This is a genomic window from Rathayibacter sp. VKM Ac-2835, assembly GCF_013266705.1.
Lineage (GTDB): Bacteria > Actinomycetota > Actinomycetes > Actinomycetales > Microbacteriaceae > Rathayibacter.
The window spans coordinates 1,311,584-1,333,316 of record NZ_JABSNQ010000001.1 but is presented as its reverse complement, the minus strand read 5'-3'; the positions used below and the strand labels follow the sequence as shown (position 1 = coordinate 1,333,316).

Below are 21,733 nucleotides of genomic sequence, written 5' to 3'. Positions count from 1 at the left end.
GGCGTGTCGCGTGCACAAGTGGCATCTCGCGGAGGGGGTCAGCGCTCGCGGGCGAGCAGGGCGTAGACGAGGGTCGACGTCCACTCGCCCTTGCAGTACTCGTCGTCGAGGTGGTGCGCCTCGAGGCGCAGGCCGAGCCGCTCGCAGAGGCGGGCGGAGGCGGTGTTGCGGGCGTCCAGCTGCGCGACGATCCGGTGGGCGCCGAGCCGGTCGAACGCCACATCGAGCAGGGCGCGGGCGGACTCGGTCGCGAAGCCCTGCCCCTGCGCCTCCGGGTGCAGGACCCAGCCGATCTCGATGCCGGCCTGCTCGACCGACGACGCGATCAGCGTCAGGTCGCCGACGACCCGGCCGGTGAGCGGCCCGGAGCGCGGCACGATCGCGAGCACGACGACGTCCCCGTCGGCCGCGAGCCGGTCGGAGGGCAGCCGGAGCGCGAGGTGCGCCCGCGACTCCTCCGGAGTCCGCACGGGCCAGCGCAGATAGCGCACCGCCTCTGCATCGCCCTGGTAGCGGGCGTGGTCCTCGGCGTCGTCCGGCGAGAGCGGCCGCAGCAGCAGCCGCTCCGTCTCGATCGGCTCCGCCTCGTAGGGGAGCCGGAGCGGCGTCACGCGGAGGCCGCGGACTCGCCGCCGGCCTCGAGCGGGCGGGCCGCGGTGCGCTCGACCGGCACCTCGATGCCGAAGAGCGCCTCGAGGCCGGTGAGGTAGGCCTCCTGCTCGCCGGCGCGGGCGTAGTCGCGCGCCCGGACGCTCGGGGTGTGCAGCAGCACGCCGGCCAGGTGCCGCAGCGCCTGCTCGGTGCGGCCGTCCTCGTCACCGCGGGAGCGGGCGCGCTCGATCTCGGCGTCGAGCGCGTCGAAGACGTGGGCGCGGAGGGCGACCACGGCGGGGGTGAGGCTCTTCTCGTCGGCGACGTCCGAGAACTTGCGGACGGCCTTGTCGACCAGGGCGCGCGCCTGCGTCGACGCGTCGAGCACGTCGAGCGGGGCGTGCAGGCTGATCGTCTCGAGGTCGAGCAGCTCGACGCCGGTCACCGTGGTGACGTCGGCGGCGACGTTGCGGGGGAGTCCGAGGTCGATCACCAGCTGGCGCTCGCGGGAGAAGCCGCGCAGGCGCCCCTCCGCGAGGATGGCAGCGTCGAGGACGGGCTCCTGCGTCGTGGTGCAGGTGATCACGACGTCGGCCGCGACGGCCTCGGTCGCCAGCTCGTCGCCGTCGATCGGCCGCAGTGCGCGGCGGGCGGCGAAGCCCTCGGCGCGGCCGGAGGGGGAGTGCACGGCGATCTCGAGCACGCCGCGGTCGCGCAGAGCGGCGACGGTCGCGCGGGCGTAGCTGCCGGTCCCGATCAGCAGCACCCGGGCTGCGCGCCAGTCGGTGATGCGGCTGGAGGCGAGGTCGAGGGCGAGGCGCACGATCGAGCGGCCGGCGCTGCCGAGCCCGGTGCGGTTCTTGATCCCGCGGGAGGTCTGCGAGGCGCGCTGGAAGAGGCGCTCGAGCTCGGAGGAGGTGGTGCCGAGGCGGCGCGCCTCCTCGAGCGAGCGGCGGACCTGGCCGGCGATCTCGCCCTCGCCGACGACCACGGACTCGAGCCCGCTGGAGACGGCGAAGAGGTGCTCGGCGACGCGATCGCCCGAGACGACGGAGACCGAGCTGCGCAGCTCCTCCTGCTCGACGCCGGTCGCGGCGCTCACCGCGGCGGTGGCGGCCTCGACGGTCACGGCCTGCGCGGCGGTCAGCGGCTCGTCGATGTCGAGGTAGGCCTCGAAGCGGTTGCAGGTCGCGACGACCACGGCGCCCGAGACGAAGTCGATCCCGTCCGAGAGGGCCGACGCGACGGCGGAGGAGTCGACGGAGAGCTTCTCGAGGAGATCGAAGCTGGCGTTCTTGTGCGACGCCGTCAGACACAGAAGCACCAGGGCAGTCTACCCGCGGAGTCCGGGGGTCGGCCGCGGTCCTGGGGAAGACTGCACGGATGCGCTCGGATCAGCGGGGCCTGGAATAATGCCGCGGTGACCTCCCCCGACACCGGCCTGCTCGATCCGCTGCACCCGCTCGCCTCCGGGCGCACGGCCGACTCCTCTCTTCTGCGGGCGTACCGCTCCGACCGGCCGGAGTCGACGCCCGTCTGGTTCATGCGCCAGGCCGGCCGCAGCCTCCCCGAGTACCGGGCGCTGCGCACCGACACCCAGATGCTCGACGCGTGCCTCGACCCGGCCCTCGCGAGCGAGATCACCCTGCAGCCGATCCGCCGCCACGGCGTGGACGCGGCGATCTTCTTCAGCGACATCGTCATCCCCCTGCGCCTCGCGGGCGTCGCCGTCGACATCGTCCCCGGACGCGGACCGGTGCTGGAGAAGGCGGTGCGGACCGCCGCCGACGTCGACGAGCTCGTGGCGCTGGACCCGGCCCTGCTCGACGAGACGCTCGAGCCGATCCGCGAGGGCGTGCGCCGCACGGTCGAGGGCCTGCAGGGGATCGGCGCGGGCGACACCCCGCTGATCGGCTTCGCGGGCGCCCCCTTCACCCTCGCGGCCTACCTCGTCGAGGGCGGGCCGTCCAAGGACCACATCCGCGCCCGCACCCTGATGCACGCCGATCCCGAGGCCTGGGCCCGGCTGATGGAGTGGACCGCCGAGGTCACCGGCCGCTTCCTCCGCGCGCAGGTGCAGGCCGGCGCGAGCGCCGCGCAGCTCTTTGACTCCTGGGCCGGCGCGCTCTCGCTGGCCGACTACAGCGCGCACGTCGCTCCCGCCTCCTCCCGCGCGCTCACCCACGTGCGCGACCTCGCCTACGACCACGGCGAGACCCGGCGGAACGTGCCGATCGTGCACTTCGGCGTCGGCACCGGCGAGCTGCTCGGCGCGATGCACGGGATCGGCGCGGACGTCGTCGGCGTCGACTACCGCATCCCGCTCGACGAGGCGAACCACCGGCTCGGCGGCTTCGTGCCGGTGCAGGGCAACGTCGACCCGGCTCTGCTCTCCGCGCCGTGGGAGGTGCTGGCCGCGCACGTCGAGGACGTCCTCCGCCGCGGCACCAGCGCGCCGGCGCACGTGCTGAACCTCGGCCACGGCGTGCCGCCCGAGACCGACCCCGACGTGCTGACGCGCCTGGTCGCGCACGTGCACGCCTGGCGGCCATGACCGAGGAGCGCGGCACCGAGGGGCGCGGCGGCGAGGCCGGCACCGATTACGACGTCGCGGTCGTCGGCGGGGGAGTGGCGGGACTCGCCGCCGCCACCGAGTGCCTCCGGATCGGACTGCGGGTGGTCGTCCTCGAGGCGGGCGACGCGGTCGGCGGCTCGGTCGCTCCGCTCGGGATCGCCGGGGTCGTCCTCGACGCGGGCGCCGAGAGCTTCGCCACCCGCGGCGGGCACGTCGAGAAGGCGCTCGCCGCGCTCACCCTCGACGGCCGGCCGCTCGCCGAGTCGATCGTCGAGCCGCGCACCGGCGGCTCCTGGCTGCACCTCGCGGGCGGCCGCTCGGTCCCCTCGCCGCGGGCCGGCGTCCTCGGCATCCCCGGCACCCCGCTCGCGCCCGACGTCGTCCGCGCGATCGGCCGCCGCGGTGCCGCGCGCGCCTGGCTCGACGCCGTGATGCCGGTGCTGCGGATCGGCCGCGCCCACTCCCTCGCCGAGCTCGTGCGCACCCGGATGGGGCAGCGGGTCCTCGACGACCTCGTCGCGCCCGTCGTCTCCGGCGTCTACTCCAGCCGCCCCGAGGACATCGACGTCGATGCAGCGGCGCCCGGGCTGAACGGGGCGATCACCCGGTCGGGCTCACTGGCCGGCGCGGTCGCCGCCCTGCGCGCGAACCTCCCGGCCGGCGTGGCCGTCCGCGGGATCGACGGCGGGATGCACCGCCTGGTCGCCGCGCTCGTCGAGCGGATCGACTACCTCTCGGGGGAGATCCGGGTGCGGACCGCCGTGACCCGGCTCGAGGGCGACGGCGAGCCGTTCCTGCTCACCCTCGGCGACGGTGCCGCGCTGAGCGCCCGAGCCGTCATCGTCTCGACCCCGGAGCGCGACGCGCGCGAGCTGCTCGCCGGGATCGTGCCCGCGGTGCGCGAGGAGGCGGCCGAGGTGCTGCACGACTCCGTCGAGCTGGTCACCCTCGTCGTCGACGACGCCCGCCTCGACGCGGCGCCCCGCGGCTCCGGCGTGCTCGTCGCCCCGACCGCCCGCGACGTCACGGCGAAGGCGCTCACCCATGCGACCGCGAAGTGGGCGTGGCTCGCCGCCGGTCTGCCCGCGGGCCGGCACGTCCTCCGCCTCTCCTACGGGCGGCCGGGCGAGCACCCGCCGCTCGAGGGCGCGAGCGACGCCGAGGCGGCCGCGACCGCGCTGCGCGACGCGTCGATCCTGCTGGGGATCGAGCTCGACCCCGCCACCCTCGTCGACTCCGCGCGGGTGCGCTGGGCGAACGTCCGGCCCGCCGCGGCACTGGGCCGCCGCGCGCGCCTGGAGGCGTTCCGCGAGGCGCTCGCCCCGGTCGCGGGCATCGCCGTGACCGGCACCTGGCTCGCGGGGACGGGTCTGGCCTCTGTGCTCCCGCACGCCGCCGGGACCGCCGCTCTTATCCGGCGCCGACTGGTGCGTCAAGGCGTCGGCATTCCGCGCGAAGAATATGACGGCGACGGCTACTCTGGGAGCCAGGCATCCGCGTGAGTGCGGCGTGCCCCGACACGAGTGGTCATCGACCGCGTGAACGAGCCGCGAGAGCGGCCCAGGACGAGGAGTAGGCGTGAAGGGCAAGATTCTTTTCGTGGCAGGAGCCGCAGCGGGCTACGTGCTGGGAGCGCGTGCAGGCCGCAAGCGGTACGAGCAGATCGCCTCGGCGGCGAACAGGTTCTGGCAGACGCAGCCCGTGCAGGACGTCGCGGGTGCCGTGGGCGGAGCGGCGAAGACGCAGCTCAGCACGGTCTCCGACAAGGCCTACGAGCTCGTCCGCACCGTCGTGGTGAAGGCCGTCTCCGGCGGCAAGAAGGCGCAGGGCGCCTCGCCCGCCGAGGCGACCGCCGCGGCCCGCTCGGCCGCGTCGAAGGTCGACGAGGCCGCCGCCGCGGCCGGCTCCGGAGGATCGACCTCGTCGTCCTCCACCAGCAAGGCGTAGTCCTCATCCCCCCGGGCCGTCCGTTCGGCCGAGGCCCGGCACGTCCCCCCTGCGAGGAGCCCCCGTGGTGAACGAACGCAATCCGAAGAACGCCCGATCGCTGGGCGAGCTGGTCAGCGACCTCCCCGGTCTCGTGATCGAGCTTGTGAAGGCCGAGATCGCCTCCCTCAAGAACGAGCTGTCCGGCAAGGCGAAGAGCGCCGGCCTGGCGGTCGCGCTGTTCGCGGTCGCGGCCTTCTTCCTCCTCACCGCGTGGGCGACCCTCGTCACCTTCGCGATCATCGGCATCGCCTCCTGGCTCCCCGCCTGGCTGTCGGCGCTGATCGTGACCGTGTTCTTCCTGCTGGTGGCGGTCGTGCTGATCCTGGTCGGCGTCAAGTCGATCAAGAAGGCCGTCCCGCCCGTTCCGCAGGACTCGATCGAGAGCATCAAGAAGGACGTCCAGGCGTTCAAGGGAGTCGGCAGCTATGACCACTGATCGCGCTGTGTCCAGCACCACGCCCCGCTTCGTCGACCCGGCGGAGCTCCAGCCGAGTCAGCTGAAGGCCGACATCGAGCGCGCCCGCACCGAGCTCGCAGCCACGCTCGACGCCATCGAGTACAAGGTGAACGTCCCGCGCAAGGTGCGGAACGTCCAGCGCACCCTCGAGCGCAAGGTCGCCGTCGTGCGCAAGCACCACCCCGAGGCGCTGATCGCCGGTGCCGCGGGTGCTGCCGCCGCGGTCGGCCTCGTCGTCTGGGGCATCGTCCGCGCCGTCGTCGAGGACTGACACTCGGCCGCGGGGGCCCGGGTCGCTAGCGCCCCGGGCCCCCGGGCGCCAGAGTCCCTGCCGCTTTTGTGCATCGGCACGAGCGGAGGGATGATGGATCAATGACCGATCAGACCGCCGAGACGGCGGGTCCCGTTCAGTCCGCCCCCGACACGAGCGCCGCTCCGGCGGCGCAGCCCCCCGCCGATCAGGATCACTCCGATCAGGCCCTGGGATACACGCTCTGGGCGGTTCTCCGCAGGGATCCCTCACGCCCGTTCACCCTCTCCGCCGACGAGGCAGCCCAAGCGGCTGCGGGCTACGAGGACACCGTCGCGCGGCTCGCGGGCGAGGGCGTCACGGTGCGCGGCACCTACGACGTCTCGGCCCTCCGTGCCGACGCCGACATCATGCTCTGGCTCACCGGAGCCGCGCCCGAGGAGCTGCAGCGCGCCTACCGCGAGCTGCGCCGCACCGAGCTCCTCTGCGCGCTGCTGCCCACCTGGAACGCGATGGGCGTGCACCGCGACGCCGAGTTCAGCTCGAACCACCTCCCCGCCTACATGCGGGGCAAGGCGCCGGCCCGCTGGCTGACGGTCTATCCGTTCGTCCGCTCCTACGAGTGGTACATCCTCCCCGAGGAGGAGCGCCGCACCATGCTCGCCCAGCACGGCCGTCAGGGCTCGCGCTTCCGCTCCGTGCTGACCAACACGGTGGCCTCGTTCTCGCTCGGCGACTACGAGTGGATCCTCGCGCTCGAGGACGAGGAACTGGTCAACCTGGTCGACCTCATGCGCGACCTGCGAGCCACCGAGGCCCGTCGGCACGTGCGCGAGGAAGTCCCCTTCTACACCGGTCGGCGCATCGAGGCCGACCAGATCGCCGAGGTCCTCCGATGAGCTCCACCGTCCCCGCACCCGAGGCGCGCGACTTCGCCGAGCCGGTTCCCGAGGTCGCCGAGGGCGTCCTCGTCCGCGGTGCGACACCCGCCGCCGCGTCCGGCCCCGAGCACGTCACCGAGCCGGTCGCCTACGACGCGATCCTGCTCGCCGGCTTCGGCGGCCCCGAGGGGCAGGACGACGTCATCCCGTTCCTGCGCAACGTCACCCGCGGTCGCGGGATCCCGGAGGAGCGCCTCGAGGAGGTCGCCCACCACTACCGGCACTTCGGCGGCGTCAGCCCGATCAACGCGCAGAACCGCGCGCTGAAGGCGGCCCTGGAGGCCGAGCTCGCCGACCGCGGCATCGACCTCCCGGTGCTCTGGGGCAACCGCAACTGGGCGCCGTACATGAGCGAGGCGGTGACGGAGGCGAAGGAGCGCGGCTTCTCGAACCTGATCGCCATCGCGACCAGCGCCTACTCGTCCTTCTCCTCCTGCCGGCAGTACCGCGAGGACTTCGCGGCCGCGCTCGACGCGACCGGCCTCGAGGGCGAGCTGCGGATCGACAAGGTCCGCCAGTTCTTCGACCACCCCGGCTTCGTGATGCCGTTCGTGAAGGCCGTCCACGACGGGCTCGACGAGCTGCGCTCGCGCCTGCCCGGCCTGGACGCCGCCACCGAGGTCGAGGTGCTCTTCGCGACGCACTCGATCCCCTCCACCGACGCCGCGCGCAGCGGCCCGCACGAGCGGCACGAGGACGGCACCGTCGTCGACGTGCACCACTTCGGCGACGGCGGCGCCTACGAGGCGCAGCACCTCGCGGTCGCGGAGGTCGTGATGGCGGCCGCCGGCGCGGAGGACGTGCCGTGGCAGCTCGTCTACCAGTCCCGCTCCGGCCCGCCCACCCAGCCGTGGCTCGAGCCCGACATCAACGACGCGATCGCCGAGCTGCCCGCCAAGGGCCGCAAGGCGCTCGTGATCGTGCCGCTCGGCTTCGTGTCGGACCACATGGAGGTCATGTGGGACCTCGACAACGAGGCGCTCGAGACCTCCGAGGAGCACGGCCTCGTCGCCGTCCGCGTCGCGACGCCGGGCACCGACCCGGTCTACGTCTCCGGTCTCGTCGATCTCGTCCTGGAGCGGGTGAACGGCACGCCGGTCGAGGACCGTCCGTCGATGACGGCGCTCGGCCCCTGGTACGACGTGTGCCGCCCGGGCTGCTGCGAGAACGTGCGCGCGGGCTTCAAGCCGGCGCTCGCGGGGATCGCACCGTGACGGGAAGCGCTCAGTCGTGAGCATCCGCGTCGGCACCCGCGCGAGCGCGCTCGCGGTGGCGCAGACCCGGATGACGGCCGATCGGATGGCGCAGGCCGCCGGGGTGCCGGTAGAGCTGGTGCGCATCGAGTCCGACGGCGACCGGATGCGCGGCTCGCTCGCGTCTCTCGGCGGCACCGGGGTCTTCGTGAGCGCCCTGCGGGACGCGCTGCTGGCCGGCCGCTGCGACGCGATCGTGCACTCGTTGAAGGACCTGCCGACGGCGCCGGTCGAGGGCCTCGTCCTCGGCGCGGTGCCCGAGCGCGAGGACCCGCGCGACGCGCTCTGCGCCCGCGAGGGGGCGACCCTGGCGACCCTGCCCCGCGGAGCGCGGGTCGGCACCGGCTCGCCGCGGCGGAGGGCCGCCCTTCTGGCCGCGCGCCCGGATCTCGAGATCGTCGACATCCGCGGGAACATCGACACCCGGCTCGGCCGTGTGTCGGCCGGCAGCTCGTCGCCGCTGGACGCGATCGTGCTCGCGCTCTCGGGCCTGCGGCGCCTGGGCCGGACGGACGCTGTCACCGAGGTGCTGGACTTCGGCGTCTCGCCGCACGCACCCGGTCAGGGTGCGCTGGCGATCGAGGTGCGCGCGGAGGAGCCGTCGGACGAGCTGCGGGCGGCCCTCGCGGCCGTGGAGCACACGGCCACGCGCGCGGCGATCACCGCCGAGCGCGCGCTGCTCGCCGTGCTCGAGGCCGGCTGTGCCGCGCCGATCGGCGCGACCGCGGCGGTCGAGGGCGGCAGCGTCGTGGCCCGCGGCGTGGTCTTCGCCGTCGACGGCTCGGCGTCCCTCTCTCGGGAGGTGGCGGAGCCGATCGGTAACGGTTCGGTCGCCGGTGCTCGACACCTGGCGGATCCGCAGTATGGTGGTCGCGAACTGCCCGTCGTCGAAGCCGCGTTCCGTTGCGGCTCTCTGCTCGCTGACGCGCTTCTCGGTGCGGGTGCCGCCCAACTCGCACCTCTGGGAGCCACTTCGTGATCGTGCCCGCCGCCTACTCCCAGTGGGAGAAGCCGTTGCAGGGCTGGCGTGTCCTCGTCCCCCGCGGAGGTCCGTGGGGCGACGGCGTCGCCGGTGCCCTCCGTGCGAAGGGCGCGTCGCCCGTCGTCGCCCCGATGATCAACTTCGCGCCGACCGACGACTTCCCGGCGCTCGAGCAGGCCCTGGCCGATCTCGAGGCCGGCGCGTTCGACTGGATGACGGTGACGAGCGCGACCACGGTCGATGTGCTCTCCCTCCTGCGCACCACCGTTCCCTCGAGCACCAAGGTCGCCGCGGTCGGCGAGACCACCGCCGCCGCACTCGTGGCGGCCGGCTACTCCGTGGACCTCGTCCCCTCCGAGGACAACTCGGCGAAGGGCCTGCTCGCCGAGTGGGAGCAGGCGACCGGCGGGCAGCACCCGCTCCGCGTGCTGACCCTGCGCTCCGAGATCGCGAAGCCGCTGCTCACCGAGGGCCTCAAGCGCATCGGCCACGACGTGCGCTCGGTGGTCGCCTACCGCACCGTCGGCGTGCAGGTGGAGGACCGCGTCGTCGCCGACGTCGCGAGCGGCGCCGTCCACGCCATCCTGATCACCTCGGGGAGCGTGGCCGAGCAGGTGCAGAAGCAGCTCGGCCCGGTTCCGGAGTCGACGCTCGTCGCCGCCATCGGCCCGCAGACCGCCAAGGACGCCCGCGCCTTCGGGCTGCGCGTCGACGTCGTCGCCGACGAGCGCTCCGCCTCCTCCCTGATCGAGGCCGTCGCCGGCGTCGCCGCGGAGCGCGCGACCCGCTGACCCGCGCCTGCCGCGCACGACATCAGCCGAGACGGGTGGGCCTCCGCTGTCAGGGGAGGGACCCCCGTCTCAACCCCGAGCGCAGCGCTCCTCGGGGATCTGTGGAGAGAAGATCACGAGGCGGTCCTGGGGAGGAGCTCATGTTCTGCGGCCAGGGGGCACTCCGCGAGCCAGGCTTAGGCTGGAGGCATGACCGCGATCCGCCCGCGGCGCCTCCGCACGACACCGGCACTGCGCCGGCTCGTCCAGGAGACGCGCGTCCACCCCGCCCAGCTCGTCCTCCCCCTCTTCGTCGCGGAGGGGATCACCGAGTCCCGTCCGATCGGCTCGATGCCGGGGGTGTCGCACCACTCGCTGGACAGCGTGCGACGGGCGGTGACCGAGGCGGCCGAGGCGGGGCTCGGCGGCGTCATGCTGTTCGGCGTGCCGACCACGCGCGACGCGGTGGGCTCCGGGGCGACCGATCCGGACGGCGTGCTGAACGCGGCCACGCGGGTCGTCGTCGAGGAGGTCGGCGACGCACTCGTCGTGCAGACCGACCTGTGCCTCGACGAGTTCACCGACCACGGCCACTGCGGCGTGCTCGACGCGCACGGCCGGGTCGACAACGACGCGACGCTGCTCCGCTACGAGCAGATGGCGCTCGCGCAGGCCGAGGCCGGCTCGCACCTGCTCGGGCTCTCCGGGATGATGGACGGCCAGGTCGGCGCCATCCGCGCGGCCCTCGACGGTGCCGGGCACCTCGACACCGCGATCCTCGCCTACTCCGCGAAGTACGCCTCCAGCTTCTACGGCCCCTTCCGCGAGGCCGTGCAGTCGACGCTCGAGGGCGACCGCCGCACCTACCAGCAGGACCCGGCGAACCGCCGCGAGGGCCTGCGGGAGGCGACCCTCGACCTCGCCGAGGGCGCGGACGTCGTGATGGTGAAGCCCGCGATGTCCTACCTCGACGTGCTCTCCGACGTCGCCGCGGTCTCGGACGTGCCGGTCTGGGCGTACCAGGTGTCCGGCGAGTACGCGATGATCGAGGCCGCCGCCGCGAACGGCTGGATCCACCGCGAGGCGGCGATCGTGGAGTCGGTCACCGGCATCGTCCGCGCCGGTGCCGACGCCGTGCTCACCTACTGGGCCGTCGAGCTCGCGAACGATCTGCTGAAGTAGGCACATCCTCCGTGAAGGGTCCGCGCCGTATCGTGGTCGGGTGACTCCCACCGCGAACGACACCCTGTACGAGCGTGCCCGGCACGCGATCCCCGGCGGCGTGAACTCGCCGGTCCGGGCCTTCTGCTCGGTCGGCGGCACCCCGAGGTTCATGGTGTCGGCGACCGGCCCGTACATCACCGACGCCGACGGCCGCGAGTACGTCGACCTCGTCTGCTCCTGGGGTCCGGCCGTGCTCGGCCACGCGCACCCCGAGGTCGTCGCCGCCGTGCAGGAGGCGGCGGCGCGCGGTCTCTCCTTCGGCGCGTCGACCCCGGCCGAGACCGATCTCGCCGAGCTGGTGGAGGCGCGGATCACGGCCGGCGGCGTCTCGCCGATCGAGAAGCTCCGCCTGGTCTCCACGGGCACCGAGGCGACGATGACCGCGATCCGCCTGGCCCGCGGGGTCACCGGCCGCGACCTGCTGATCAAGTTCTCCGGCCACTACCACGGCCACTCCGACGGCCTGCTCGCCGACGCGGGCTCCGGTCTCGCGACGCTCGCGCTGCCCGCCTCGGCCGGCGTCACCGCGGCGACGGCGGCGCAGACGATCGTGCTGCCCTACAACGACCTCGACGCGGTGCGAGCCGTCCTCGCCGAGCGCGGCTCCGAGATCGCCGCGGTGATCACCGAGGCCGCCGCCGCGAACATGGGCGTCGTGCCGCCTGCGCCCGGCTTCAACGCGGCGCTCGCCGAGCTCGTGCACGCCAACGGCTCGCTGCTGATCATGGACGAGGTGCTCACCGGCTTCCGCGTCAGCGCCGGCGGCTGGTGGGGGCTCGAGAACGCGGGCGCCGAGGCGCCCTACGTCGCCGACCTCTACACCTTCGGCAAGGTCATCGGCGGCGGCATGCCCGTGGCGGCGCTCGGCGGCCGCGCGGACGTGATGGACCACCTGGCCCCGCTCGGGCCCGTCTACCAGGCGGGAACCCTGTCCGGGAATCCGGTCGCCGTGGCCGCGGGCATCCGCACGCTCCAGCTCGCGGACGAGGCCGTCTACGCCTCCCTCGACCGCACCGCGCTCACGCTGCAGCGCGAGGTCTCGGCCGCGCTCTCGGCCGAGGGCGTCGTGCACACGGTGCAGAGCGCGGGCAGCCTCTTCAGCTTCATGTTCACCGACATCGGCGGGCCGGTGCGCGACTACGCCCAGGTCCAGGCGCAGGAATCGTTCCGCTATCCGGCGTTCTTCCACGCGATGCTCGACGCGGGCGTCTCGCTGCCGCCGTCGGTGTTCGAGGCGTGGTTCGTCTCGGCCGCCCACGACGACGCGGCGATCGGCCGGATCGTCGACGCGCTGCCGGCCGCCGCGAAGGCCGCGGCGGCAGCGCGCCCGCAGGAGTAGGCGGTGGCGCCGGGGGTCAGCCCCGGCGCGACACCGACTTCGGCAGCACGAAGACGAGCGCGAAGGCGGCGATCGCCATCAGCGCGCTGACCAGCATCGCCGGGGCCGCGGCGTCGAGGAAGCCCGAGGCGACGGTGTCCGGCCCGGTGATGACCAGGCCGCCGAAGAGGATGCTGCCGATCGCGGCGATGCCGACGGCCGAGCCGATCCGCTGGATCGCGGAGATGACGCCACTGGCCGCGCCCGCGTCCTGCGGGTCGACCGTCGAGACGATGAACTGCACGTTCGGCGCGATGAAGAAGCCGTTGCCGATGCCCGCGATGAACAGCGGCGCGAGCAGCTGCCAGTTGGTGATCGAGTCGGGCGTCGCGGTCAGCAGGACCAGCCAGACCCAGATCAGGCCGACGGCGAGGAGTCCGCTGCCGAGCACGAGGACGTTGCGGCCGAGCTTCGCGGTGAGGCGATTGCTCTGCGAGGAGCTGACGATGCTGCCGATCGCGAAGGGGATCGAGACGAGGCCCGACTCCAGCGCGGTGTGGCCGAGACCGGACTGCCAGAGCAGCGAGATGGTGAAGAAGATGCTCGTGAAGGCCGCGAAGTAGACCAGCGCGAGGATCACGCCGCCGGTGAAGGCGGGGTGGCGGAACAGGGTCGGCGGGACGAGGGGCGCGCGGCCGCGGCGGGTGTACGCCACCTCCCAGGCGCCGAACGCCGCGAGGAGGATCACGCCGCCGGCGATCGAGAGGAAGGTCCAGAGCGGCCAGCCCTCGTCCTCGCCCTGGATGAGCGGCACGAGCAGGGCGACGAGGCCGCCCGAGACCAGGATCAGGCCGAGCCAGTCGACACCGCCGCTCGGGGCGCGGTCCGCCGCGCCGAGCTCGCGGCGGGTCGGCAGCAGCATCGCGGCGGCGAGGAGCGTCGCGACGCCGATCGGCAGGTTGACCCAGAAGACCAGGCGCCAGCCGTTCTCGTCGCCGAAGGCCTGGATGATGAGGCCGCCGATGATCGGGCCGAGCGCCGACGAGACGCCGAGGACGGCGCCCATCACGGCGAACGCCTTGCCGCGCGCGGGGCCGCGGAAGAGGATCTGGATGTAGGCGTTGACCGCGGGGACGAAGATCCCGCCCGCGAGGCCCTGCACGACGCGCGCGATGACGAGCTGGACGTCGTCGGCGGCCAGGCCGCAGGCGAAGCTCGCGACGGTGAACAGGGCGACGCCGCTGACGAAGACCCACTTGTGCCCGAAGCGGTCGCCGAGGCGGCCGGCCGGGATCAGCGCGAGGCCGAAGGCGAGCGCGTAGCCCGAGATGATCCAGGAGAGCGTCGACTCGGAGGCGTCGAGGGTGGTGCGGATCGTCGGCAGGGCGACGTTGACGATGGTGGTGTCGAGCAGGGCGATGAACATGCCCGCGAGGAGGACCACGAGGGAGCGCCAGGCGCGGCGGTCGGGGGCCGGGGGAGCGCCGGTCGCGCGGTCGGACGACGTCTCGGTCATGCGGAGGGGGCCTTTCGAGAGGCGGGAGAAAGGGGGAGGGGGAGCGGGACCACCCATCGGGGGTACGACCGCATGTGAACTCTCGCAGGAGCACCCGGGTTTCTGCACGTCTCGGCCTGTGGGGGCCTTCAGGGTGCGGGTGCCCGGGGTCTCGTCAGCGGCGGCGGGACTCGGCGGCGCGGGCGCAGGCGATGCAGAGGTCGGCCGTGGGGCGGGCCTCGAGGCGGGCGGCACCGATCGGGAGGCCGCAGTGGGCGCAGTCGCCGTAGTCGCCGGCGGCGAGGCGCGTGCGGGCGGCGACGAGGTCGCGCTCGGTGCGGGCGAGGGCGTCGCGCACCCCGGCCATCCGCGACCACTCCGCGGAGAGCGGGGTGCCCTCCGGGTCGTGCTCGTCGTCGGCGGTGCCGTCGGCGCGGTCGAGGAGGAGCTCGCGGAGGGACTCGTCCAGCCGCTCCGCCTCGCGGCGGGCCTCGGCCTGCCGCTCGGCGAGGAGCGCGTCGAGGAGGCGCCGCTCGTCCGGATCCCTCGTCATCCCTCCATGCTGCCACCGCGACCGCCGGGCGCCGGGTGCGATGGTCGGGGCAGACTAGGGGCATGCCCGTCGTGACCGTGCTCCCCGACCGCCTCGAACTCCGCCTGACCCGTGCCGAACGGGTGCTCGCCCTGCACCGCGGCGACGTCGTCGTCGAGCGCGCGAGCATCCGCTCGGCGACCGTCACCGAGGATCCCTGGATCTGGGTGCGCGGGATCCGGGCGCCGGGGACCGCGGTGCCGCTGACGATCGCGGCGGGGACGTGGAAGTTCCACGGCGGCAAGGACTTCCTGCTGATCAAGCGCACGGCCGCGGCGGTCGTGATCGACCTGGTCGGCGAGGAGTACTCGCGCCTGATCGTCAGCACGAAGCACGCGCCCGAGCTGATCGCGGCGCTGCAGCTGGGTACCGCGACGGCGGCGATCCCGGTGATCGAGACCGACGACCTCGTCGTCGTGCCGGCCGTCGCCGAGCAGGCCGCCGAGCGCCTGGCTGCAGCGCAGGCGGAGGAGGAGGCGCCCACGGTCGTGGAGCCCGCCGTCGTGGAGCCCGCGGTCGTGGAGCCCGCGGTCGTGGAGCCCGCGGTCGTGGAGCCCGCGGTCGCGGAGCCCGCCGCGAAGGAGCCCCCCGCGAAGAAGCCCGCTGCGAAGAAGACGCCCGCGAAGAAGCCGGCACCGGCGAAGCCCGCCGAGGGAGCGCCTGCGGACGAGGCGCCCGCCGCTGCGACGCCCGCCCCGAAGAAGCCCGCCTCGAAGAAGCCCGCCGCCGCGAAGCCGCGCCCCGACTCCTCCGTCGGCCACGCCTCCGCCGAGCCCAGCGGCGCGACCGAGGCCGCCGAGTAGGAGCATCAGCTCCGGACGTCGACCAGCGTGCGCCCGTGGGCGCGCCCGGCGAGCAGGTCCGCCCCGGCGTCGATCGCGCCCGCGAGCGGAACCGTCGTGGTCAGCCCGTCGAGCAGCTCCAGGTCGAGGTCGTGGGCGAGGCGGCGCCAGGCCTCCTCGCGCAGCTTCCGTGGCGCCTCCACCGAGTTGATGCCCGCCAGCGTCACGCCGCGCAGGATGAACGGCATCACCGTCGCGGGCAGGTCGCCGCCCTGGGCCAGACCGCAGGCGGCGACGGTGCCGCCCCAGCGGGTCTGCGCGAGCGCATTGGCGAGGGTGTGCGAGCCGGCCGAGTCGACCGCGCCGGCCCAGCGCTCGGATTGCAGCGGCTTGCCCTTCTCGGACAGCTCGGCCCGGTCGAGGACCTCCGTCGCGCCGAGGCGGCGGAGCAGCTCGCCGTGCTCGTCCGCGCGGCCGGTCGCCGCGACGACCTCGTGGCCGAGCCTCGAGAGGACGGCGACGGCGATCGAGCCCACGCCGCCCGAGGCGCCGGTGACCAGCACCGGTCCGTCGCCGGGGCGGACGCCGTGGCGCTCGAGGGCGAGGACGGCGAGCATCGCGGTGAAGCCCGCGGTGCCGATCGCGCCGGCCCGGGCGGAGGAGATCGCGCCGGGGATGCGCAGCAGCGAGGCGGAGTCGACCCGCGCCCGCTCGGTGAGTCCGCCGTCGAAGCGCTCGCCGAGGCCGGCGCCGTTGAGCACCACCCGGTCGCCGGAGTCGAAGCGCTCGGCCGCGGCGCCGTCGGCGTACTCGACGGTGCCGACGACGTCGATGCCCGCGATGAGCGGGGTGCGGCGCACGACCCCGGGCCGGCCGGCCAGCGCGAGGGCGTCCTTGTAGTTGACGCTCGAGTACTCGACGGCGAGGGTCACGTCCCCGTGCGAGCGGTCGGGATCGTCCCGCTCGGTCAGTCGTGCGCGATTCGGGGACTCGGTGTCGGAGGAGGACTGCTGCTCGACGACGACGGCTCGGAACATGAGCCCACGCTACGCCCGAGTGCGCGAGGCGCGCCCGAGCGCGGCGTCAGTTCAGCGGACGGGTGCCCTCGGGCAGCGCGCCACCGGCGTAGAGGGCCGACGCCGCGTCCTGCAGGGCGGTCAGCGCCACGCGCTGGGTCCACGGGCCGTAGGAGACGCGGGCGAGGCCGAGCTCCTCGAATCGCGCGGGCGACTGGGAGCCGGGGACGCCGATCACGCTGACCCGCTGGCGGCCGAGGGCCGACACCAGGCCCTCGAGCTCCGCGTCCTGCAGCAGTCCGGGGACGAAGAAGCAGGTCGCTCCCGCATCGAGGTAGGCGCGACCGCGCTCGATCGCGTCGGCGAGGACCTCGCCGCGGTCGCGGTCGCCGGCGCGGAGGAAGACGTCGGTGCGGGCGTTCAGAGCGAAGGGCACGGCCTCCTCCTCGGCTGCGGCGACCGCCTTCTCGACCGAGCGCAGCGCGTCGGCGAGCGGCTTCGCCTGATCCTCGAGGTTCGCACCGACGACGCCGATCTCGATCGCGCGGCGGATCGTCTCGCCCGCGTCGCCGTAGCCGGCCTCGAGATCGGCCGAGACGGGGACCTCGACCGCGGCGACGATCCGCTCGATCATGCTCAGGTGCAGGTCGAGCGGGATCTGCTCGCCGTCCGGGTAGCCGAAGGTCGCGGCGATGGAGTGGCTGGCCGTCGCGAGCGCCCGCGTCTCGGGGAGGGCGGCGATCGTGGTGGCCGAGACCACGTCCCAGACGTTCACCACGCTCAGCAGCTCGGGGGCGGTGTGGAGGTCGACGAGGGTGCGGCCGCGCGCTTCGATGCTCATCCGAGCACCGTAGCCCGCTCCGCGACGTCCCCGCCGTGCGCCGCGCAGGACGCGGTGCCGCAGGCGTCGCAGACCACGAGCTGCTCCCGGCAGCCGGGATCGGTGCAGTTGCGCATCCGGCTCGTCGGCTCGGCGCAGACGCTGCAGCGGCCGAGCACCTCGGCGTCGGGGGAGAAGGTCAGCGAGCCGCGCCCGTCGAAGACGTAGAGCGCGCCGCGCCAGAGCCCCGTGTCGCGGCGGGCCTCCTGGTAGCGGACGACGCCGCCGTCGAGCTGGTACACCTCGCCGAAGCCGCGCGCGAGCATCAGGCTCGAGAGCACCTCGCAGCGGATGCCGCCGGTGCAGTAGGTGACGACCGGCCGGCCCTTGAGGTGGTCGTAGGCGCCGGAGTCGAGCTGCTCGACGAACTCGCGGGTGCTGGCGACCCCGGGCACGATCGCGCCGTCGAAGCGGCCGATCTCGGCCTCGAAGGCGTTCCGGCCGTCGAAGAACACCACGTCCTCCCGCTCCGCGACGAGCGCGTCGACCTCGTCCGGGTCCAGCCGGACGCCGGTGCCGACGACGCCCGTCGCGTCCACGCGCAGCTCCTCGGGCGCCCCGAACGACACGATCTCCTCACGCACCTTCACCGACAGCCCGGGGAAGTCGACGCTGCGGCCCTCGTCGTCGAGGCCCGTGCCGTCGCTCCACTTCACCTCGAGGCCGCGGAAGGCGGAGTGCTCGCGGGTGCGGCGGACCCAGCGCTTGAGCGCGCCCATCTCGCCGCCGAGGGTGCCGTTGACGCCGTCCTTCGAGAGCAGGACCCGGCCGCGCAGGCCGAGGTGCTCGGCCAGCTCGCGCTGCCACAGCCGGACGGACTCGGGGTCGGCGAGCGGCACGAAGCGGTAGAACAGCAGGATCTTCGGCAGCACCGGGTCATCCTACGAGGGCGGGGAGGGGTCGGCCGAAACGCTCCGGCAACGCGGGTGTGACAGCATCTCCCGGTGACCGACGCCCCCCTCCCCGTGCCGCACAGCCGCTTCGAGGACGTCTTCGGCCTCGTGACGGGGGCGTTCGTCGTCTCGCTCGGGCTGTTCCTGCTCCGCGCGAGCGAGGCGGTCACCGGCGGGACCGCGGGGCTCGCGCTGCTGCTGGGCTATGCGGCGCCGATCCCCTTCGGCGTGATCCTCGTGGTGGTGAACCTGCCGTTCCTGGCGCTCTCGCTCTGGAAGAAGGGCTGGCGGTTCACGCTCCGGACGATGTCCTCGATCCTGCTGGTGTCGGTGCTCGCCGGGCTGCACCCGCTCGCGTTCGGCACGATCCGGATCGATCCGGTCTACGGCGTGCTGACCGGCGACGTGCTCGCGGGGATCGGCCTGCTGATCCTCTTCCGGCACGGCTCGAGCCTGGGCGGCTTCAGCATCCTCGCCCTGCTCGCGCAGGAGCGGCTGGGCTGGCGGGCCGGCTACGTGATGATGGCGCTCGACGCCTGCGTCGTCGTGGCGGCGCTGCTCGTCGTGCCGCCGCTGAACGTGCTGATCTCGGCGGCCGGCGTCGTGGTGCTCAACCTCGTGCTCGCCTTCAACCACCGGCCGGGGCGCTACCTCGGTTCGTGAGCGGCGCAGCGTGAGCGCCGCAAGCCCTCGACCTGCGGCCGCCGCTTCCTAGGCTGGAGGGGAGGCGCGCGACTGCCGCGCCCGAACGGAGAACCGGATGTCCGACTGGAACTACGACCCCTACGCCCGCCTCGGCGAGGTGCCGACCTTCACCCTCGAGAGCGACGACATCAGAGACGGTGCGGCGCTGGCCCCCCGCCACTACGGCGAGGGCTCGGGCGGCGAGGACGTCTCGCCGCAGCTGCGCTGGTCGGGGGCGCCCGCGGAGACGAAGAGCTTCGCGGTGACCGTCTTCGACCCCGACGCGCCGACCGGTTCTGGCTTCTGGCACTGGGCGGTGTACAACCTGCCCGCCGACACCACCGAGCTGCCCACCGGCGCCGGAGCGGCCGGCTTCGAGCTGCTGCCCGCGGGCGCGCAGACCCTGCCGAACGAGATGCGGCTGCGCCAGTTCATCGGAGCGGCGCCGCCGGACCGCGAGCACCGCTACTTCTTCGTCGTGCACGCGCTCGACGTCGAGGAGCTCGAGCTCGACCCGGAGTCGACGCCGGCGATCCTCGGCTTCAACGTGCACTTCCACACGCTGGCGCGCGCGGTGCTCGTCGCGACGGCGACGCCGGACGGCGCGAAGGGCTGACGACCGCGGGTCTCGATACGCCGCTGCGCGGCTGCTCGACCAGCAGAGAAGGGGCGCCGCCCGCGAGAGCGGGGGCGCCCCTTCGCTGATCGAGTAGCGCGCGGAGCGGGCGTCTCGAGATCCGCGCGCTACCCGAAGAGGGTGCGCGCCTCCTCGTAGCGGGAGTCGGGCACCGTCTTCAGGGTGCCCAGCGCCTCGGCGAAGTCGACGTGGTAGATGTCGGTGCCGCGCAGGGCGACCATGCGGCCCCAGTGCTCGGCGACGACGGAGTCGGCGGCGGCCATGCCGAGGCGGGTGGCGAGGACGCGGTCGAAGGCGCTGGGCGTGCCGCCGCGCTGGATGTGGCCGAGGGTCGTGGCGCGGGTCTCGATGCCGGTGCGGTCCTCGATCATCGGGGCGAGCATCTCGCCGATGCCGCCCAGTCGCGGGCGGCCGAAGGCGTCGAGGCCGCGCTCGGAGTGCGCGTCGTCCATCGAGTCGAGCGAGAAGCCCTCGGCGACGACGACGAGCGGCGCGCGCCCGCGGTCCTGGGCGCTCTGCACCCACTCCACGATCTGCTCGATCGAGGTCTTCTTCTCGGGGATGAGGATGACGTGCGCGCCGGCGGCCATGCCCGAGTGCAGGGCGATCCAGCCGACGTGGCGGCCCATGACCTCGGCGACCATGCAGCGGCCGTGCGAGTCGCCGGTGGTGCGCAGGCGGTCCATCGCGTCGGTCGCGATGCCGACGGCGGTGTCGAAGCCGAAGGTGTAGTCGGTGGCGCCGAGGTCGTTGTCGATGGTCTTGGGGACGCCGACGATCTTGAGGCCCGCGTCGGTGAGGCGCTTCGCCGCGGCCAGGGTGCCCTCGCCGCCGATCGCGATGATCGAGTCGATGCCGTTGCGGTCCATCATCTCGGCGATCTTCTCGGGGCCGCCGTTGTCGCCCTCGAAGGGGTTCGTCCGGCTCGTGCCGAGGATCGTGCCGCCCTGCTTGGCGATGCCCTGGATCTCGGGCCGCCCGAGGGGGAGGAGATCGCCGTCGACCACTCCGCGCCACCCGTTGCGGAAGCCCACGAATTCTTGGTCGTACACCTTGATGCCCTTGTACACGGCACCGCGGATGACGGCGTTCAGCCCGGGGCAGTCGCCCCCGGAGGTCAGGATCCCGATCTTCACCCGCTCAGAGTAGAGGACGCGGGGGCGGGGTCGGGTCGCCCGCCCCGGGTGGGAACGACGAAGGGCCCCTCCTCGCCGCCTCGAGGAAGGGCCCTTCATCGTCGTGGGGTCAGACGCCGCCGTTGGAGGCGGTGTTCACCACGCCGTTGACGCCGTCGGGGAAGAACCCGCCCTGGACGACCGGGCCGGGGTTCAGGTACACGATGTTGAGGACCTGGCCGGGGCTGCGGCTGAACGCGATGCCGTTGGCGTCGGTGGGCTGGATGTTGGCCGCGCCGCCGACCTTGACACCCTGGTCGAGGTCCGTGGGACCGTCGAGGCTGTCGCGCGCGTCGGAGAGCTTGCCCGCCTGCACGTCGAGACCAGCGCCGTAGATCGCCGAGCGGATGGCACCGGCGTGGTACGCCTCCACCGCGAGGATGCCGGCGGCCGCCTCCAGGTAGAGCTTCGACTGGATGAGGGGGGCAGCGCCCTTGTAGGCGGTGACTCCGACGTCCTCGAAGACGAAGGCGCCGAGCAGGAAGTTCTGCTCGTTGAGGAACGGGTCGAACGTGCCGCCCGCAGGGATGAGGCCGGCCGCGGCGGCCGCGGCGTTGAAGCTGGCCTCGAGGTTGATCGAGGGGCGGGCGACGGCGGCAGCGCCGAGCTGGCCGCGGAGGAACTTGACGTGCGCCTTCTCGTCGTTGGCGACCTCGCGGGCGAAGGACTTCAGCCACGGGGTCTTGAACGGGACGGCGCGGCCGCCCTTGACGCCACCGAGCTTGCCGGTGCCGCCGGTGTCGCTGCTCGCGAGGCCCGAGCCGGTGACGGCGCGGAGGTAGAACTCGGCCTCGAGGTACTCGAGGTTGAGCGCGAAGTTGAGGACGGCGGCGTCGCCGGGGCCCTCTGCGGCGACCTCTTCGGCCGAGGCAGCGGGGGCGGAGGCGAGTGCCGCCGCTCCGATGCCGAGTCCGGCGACGCCGGTGGCCTCGAAGAAGCGGCGACGGTCGAGAGCCGTCTCCGAGCTCCTGACGATCGCGTTGCGGATGAAGGTGGTGTCGAACATGTGCGCATCTCCAGTGATAGGCGGTTGGCCGGGCGGTCGAACACTGCCGCGACAGCGCGAAGCTACGCCCGGAATCGGGGCGCTGACTAGCGGAATCGGGCGATCCAGATTGCGCATGTGTTCTTCCGGGTTGAACCAATCCGGGACGGTCGCCGCTCCGAACACGTCGTGAATAGCGGTTCTGCGGGACACCTGATCAGCCCGCCGTTCCGGGGTGCTTCGG

General features: G+C 73.6%; 23 protein-coding genes. 14 read left to right on the top strand and 9 right to left on the bottom strand.

The features are described from left to right. Positions 1–38 precede the first annotated feature (38 nt). Positions 39–611: a GNAT family N-acetyltransferase gene (locus HRK28_RS06290; protein ID WP_367948349.1), complete on the bottom strand. Its 573-nt coding sequence runs from the start codon at positions 609–611 to the stop codon at positions 39–41. Then, positions 608–1,915: a glutamyl-tRNA reductase gene (locus HRK28_RS06285; RefSeq protein WP_173250730.1), complete on the bottom strand. Its 1,308-nt coding sequence runs from the start codon at positions 1,913–1,915 to the stop codon at positions 608–610. Before HRK28_RS06285 ends, HRK28_RS06290 begins: the two co-directional genes overlap by 4 nt. Positions 1,916–2,011: 96 nt before the next feature. On the opposite strand from HRK28_RS06285, the gene hemE reads away from it, so the two are divergent. From hemE to hemL, 11 genes are all read left to right on the top strand, one after another. Next, positions 2,012–3,145 carry a uroporphyrinogen decarboxylase gene (gene hemE, locus HRK28_RS06280; protein WP_244231769.1) on the top strand — a complete coding sequence of 378 codons (1,134 nt, stop codon included), beginning with the start codon at positions 2,012–2,014 and terminating at the stop codon, positions 3,143–3,145. Then, a complete protein-coding gene (locus HRK28_RS06275) occupies positions 3,142–4,668 on the top strand; it encodes an NAD(P)/FAD-dependent oxidoreductase (RefSeq protein ID WP_173250729.1) in 1,527 nt (508 codons plus the stop codon). Before hemE ends, HRK28_RS06275 begins: the two co-directional genes overlap by 4 nt. 97 nt (positions 4,669–4,765) lie before the next feature. Then, entirely contained in the window at positions 4,766–5,113 is a 348-nt protein-coding gene (locus HRK28_RS06270) for a YtxH domain-containing protein (RefSeq protein ID WP_173250728.1), read from the top strand. A 64-nt stretch (positions 5,114–5,177) separates the two neighbouring features. Further along, on the top strand, positions 5,178–5,591 hold the full coding sequence (locus HRK28_RS06265; protein ID WP_123444871.1) for a phage holin family protein: 414 nt from the start codon (positions 5,178–5,180) through the stop codon (positions 5,589–5,591). Then, entirely contained in the window at positions 5,581–5,883 is a 303-nt protein-coding gene (locus HRK28_RS06260) for a DUF3618 domain-containing protein (protein ID WP_173250727.1), read from the top strand. The genes HRK28_RS06265 and HRK28_RS06260 overlap by 11 nt, the downstream gene beginning before the upstream one ends. Before the next feature lie 101 nt (positions 5,884–5,984). Next, complete coding sequence (gene hemQ / locus HRK28_RS06255; protein ID WP_173250726.1) at positions 5,985–6,761, top strand: hydrogen peroxide-dependent heme synthase; 777 nt, start codon at positions 5,985–5,987, stop codon at positions 6,759–6,761. Then, complete coding sequence (locus HRK28_RS06250; RefSeq protein ID WP_160087306.1) at positions 6,758–8,017, top strand: ferrochelatase; 1,260 nt, start codon at positions 6,758–6,760, stop codon at positions 8,015–8,017. Before hemQ ends, HRK28_RS06250 begins: the two co-directional genes overlap by 4 nt. 16 nt (positions 8,018–8,033) lie before the next feature. Beyond that, the gene (hemC, locus tag HRK28_RS06245; RefSeq protein ID WP_173250725.1) at positions 8,034–9,035 is read left to right on the top strand and encodes a hydroxymethylbilane synthase; all 1,002 of its coding nucleotides are present in this window, start codon (positions 8,034–8,036) and stop codon (positions 9,033–9,035) included. Further along, the gene (locus tag HRK28_RS06240; RefSeq protein WP_160091214.1) at positions 9,035–9,829 is read left to right on the top strand and encodes a uroporphyrinogen-III synthase; all 795 of its coding nucleotides are present in this window, start codon (positions 9,035–9,037) and stop codon (positions 9,827–9,829) included. The genes hemC and HRK28_RS06240 overlap by 1 nt, the downstream gene beginning before the upstream one ends. A gap of 189 nt (positions 9,830–10,018) precedes the next feature. Next, the gene (hemB, locus tag HRK28_RS06235) at positions 10,019–10,990 is read left to right on the top strand and encodes a porphobilinogen synthase (RefSeq protein ID WP_173250724.1); all 972 of its coding nucleotides are present in this window, start codon (positions 10,019–10,021) and stop codon (positions 10,988–10,990) included. 40 nt (positions 10,991–11,030) lie between these two features. Next, positions 11,031–12,371 (top strand): glutamate-1-semialdehyde 2,1-aminomutase, encoded by a 1,341-nt coding sequence (hemL, locus tag HRK28_RS06230; RefSeq protein WP_173250723.1) that lies wholly within the window; start codon positions 11,031–11,033, stop codon positions 12,369–12,371. A 16-nt stretch (positions 12,372–12,387) separates the two neighbouring features. Here the strand turns inward: hemL and HRK28_RS06225 are convergent, their stop codons facing one another. Together HRK28_RS06225 and HRK28_RS06220 are read right to left on the bottom strand one after the other, a co-directional pair. Continuing rightward, positions 12,388–13,866, bottom strand: coding sequence for an MFS transporter (locus HRK28_RS06225; protein WP_160087312.1), 1,479 nt, complete (start codon positions 13,864–13,866; stop codon positions 12,388–12,390). A 154-nt stretch (positions 13,867–14,020) separates the two neighbouring features. Then, a complete protein-coding gene (locus tag HRK28_RS06220; protein ID WP_173250722.1) occupies positions 14,021–14,398 on the bottom strand; it encodes a TraR/DksA C4-type zinc finger protein in 378 nt (125 codons plus the stop codon). A gap of 62 nt (positions 14,399–14,460) precedes the next feature. Here HRK28_RS06220 and HRK28_RS20030 point away from each other — a divergent pair, with 62 nt between their 5' ends. After that, positions 14,461–15,240 (top strand): hypothetical protein, encoded by a 780-nt coding sequence (locus HRK28_RS20030; protein ID WP_254304500.1) that lies wholly within the window; start codon positions 14,461–14,463, stop codon positions 15,238–15,240. Positions 15,241–15,245: 5 nt separating this feature from the next. Here the strand turns inward: HRK28_RS20030 and HRK28_RS06210 are convergent, their stop codons facing one another. Genes HRK28_RS06210 through HRK28_RS06200 form a run of 3 tightly spaced genes read right to left on the bottom strand, consistent with a single transcriptional unit; the run spans position 15,246 to position 17,987 of the window. After that, on the bottom strand, positions 15,246–16,256 hold the full coding sequence (locus HRK28_RS06210) for an MDR family oxidoreductase (protein ID WP_173250721.1): 1,011 nt from the start codon (positions 16,254–16,256) through the stop codon (positions 15,246–15,248). 46 nt (positions 16,257–16,302) lie between these two features. Continuing rightward, positions 16,303–17,076, bottom strand: coding sequence for an isocitrate lyase/phosphoenolpyruvate mutase family protein (locus tag HRK28_RS06205; protein WP_173250720.1), 774 nt, complete (start codon positions 17,074–17,076; stop codon positions 16,303–16,305). Next, positions 17,073–17,987, bottom strand: coding sequence for a rhodanese-related sulfurtransferase (locus tag HRK28_RS06200; protein WP_173250719.1), 915 nt, complete (start codon positions 17,985–17,987; stop codon positions 17,073–17,075). The genes HRK28_RS06205 and HRK28_RS06200 overlap by 4 nt, the downstream gene beginning before the upstream one ends. Before the next feature lie 72 nt (positions 17,988–18,059). On the opposite strand from HRK28_RS06200, the gene HRK28_RS06195 reads away from it, so the two are divergent. Then, entirely contained in the window at positions 18,060–18,671 is a 612-nt protein-coding gene (locus HRK28_RS06195; RefSeq protein WP_123734901.1) for a YitT family protein, read from the top strand. A 97-nt stretch (positions 18,672–18,768) separates the two neighbouring features. Continuing rightward, on the top strand, positions 18,769–19,308 hold the full coding sequence (locus HRK28_RS06190) for a YbhB/YbcL family Raf kinase inhibitor-like protein (RefSeq protein ID WP_160087324.1): 540 nt from the start codon (positions 18,769–18,771) through the stop codon (positions 19,306–19,308). A gap of 128 nt (positions 19,309–19,436) precedes the next feature. Here the strand turns inward: HRK28_RS06190 and HRK28_RS06185 are convergent, their stop codons facing one another. Together HRK28_RS06185 and HRK28_RS06180 are read right to left on the bottom strand one after the other, a co-directional pair. Beyond that, entirely contained in the window at positions 19,437–20,465 is a 1,029-nt protein-coding gene (locus HRK28_RS06185; RefSeq protein WP_123701816.1) for a 6-phosphofructokinase, read from the bottom strand. 109 nt (positions 20,466–20,574) lie between these two features. Then, positions 20,575–21,510: a ferritin-like domain-containing protein gene (locus tag HRK28_RS06180; protein ID WP_160087326.1), complete on the bottom strand. Its 936-nt coding sequence runs from the start codon at positions 21,508–21,510 to the stop codon at positions 20,575–20,577. Positions 21,511–21,733: the final 223 nt, after the last annotated feature.

What these genes read in the sequence shown, in the direction of transcription:
- HRK28_RS06205 (WP_173250720.1), bottom strand. Translation starts at nt 17,076, where the DNA reads ATGAGCATCGAAGCGCGCGGCCGCACCCTCGTCGACCTCCACACCGCC.
- hemB (WP_173250724.1), top strand. Translation starts at nt 10,019, where the DNA reads ATGACCGCGATCCGCCCGCGGCGCCTCCGCACGACACCGGCACTGCGC.
- HRK28_RS06275 (WP_173250729.1), top strand. Translation starts at nt 3,142, where the DNA reads ATGACCGAGGAGCGCGGCACCGAGGGGCGCGGCGGCGAGGCCGGCACC.
- HRK28_RS06260 (WP_173250727.1), top strand. Translation starts at nt 5,581, where the DNA reads ATGACCACTGATCGCGCTGTGTCCAGCACCACGCCCCGCTTCGTCGAC.
- HRK28_RS06180 (WP_160087326.1), bottom strand. Translation starts at nt 21,510, where the DNA reads ATGTTCGACACCACCTTCATCCGCAACGCGATCGTCAGGAGCTCGGAG.
- HRK28_RS06220 (WP_173250722.1), bottom strand. Translation starts at nt 14,398, where the DNA reads ATGACGAGGGATCCGGACGAGCGGCGCCTCCTCGACGCGCTCCTCGCC.
- HRK28_RS06250 (WP_160087306.1), top strand. Translation starts at nt 6,758, where the DNA reads ATGAGCTCCACCGTCCCCGCACCCGAGGCGCGCGACTTCGCCGAGCCG.
- HRK28_RS06190 (WP_160087324.1), top strand. Translation starts at nt 18,769, where the DNA reads ATGTCCGACTGGAACTACGACCCCTACGCCCGCCTCGGCGAGGTGCCG.
- hemQ (WP_173250726.1), top strand. Translation starts at nt 5,985, where the DNA reads ATGACCGATCAGACCGCCGAGACGGCGGGTCCCGTTCAGTCCGCCCCC.
- HRK28_RS20030 (WP_254304500.1), top strand. Translation starts at nt 14,461, where the DNA reads ATGCCCGTCGTGACCGTGCTCCCCGACCGCCTCGAACTCCGCCTGACC.
- HRK28_RS06225 (WP_160087312.1), bottom strand. Translation starts at nt 13,866, where the DNA reads ATGACCGAGACGTCGTCCGACCGCGCGACCGGCGCTCCCCCGGCCCCC.
- HRK28_RS06210 (WP_173250721.1), bottom strand. Translation starts at nt 16,256, where the DNA reads ATGTTCCGAGCCGTCGTCGTCGAGCAGCAGTCCTCCTCCGACACCGAG.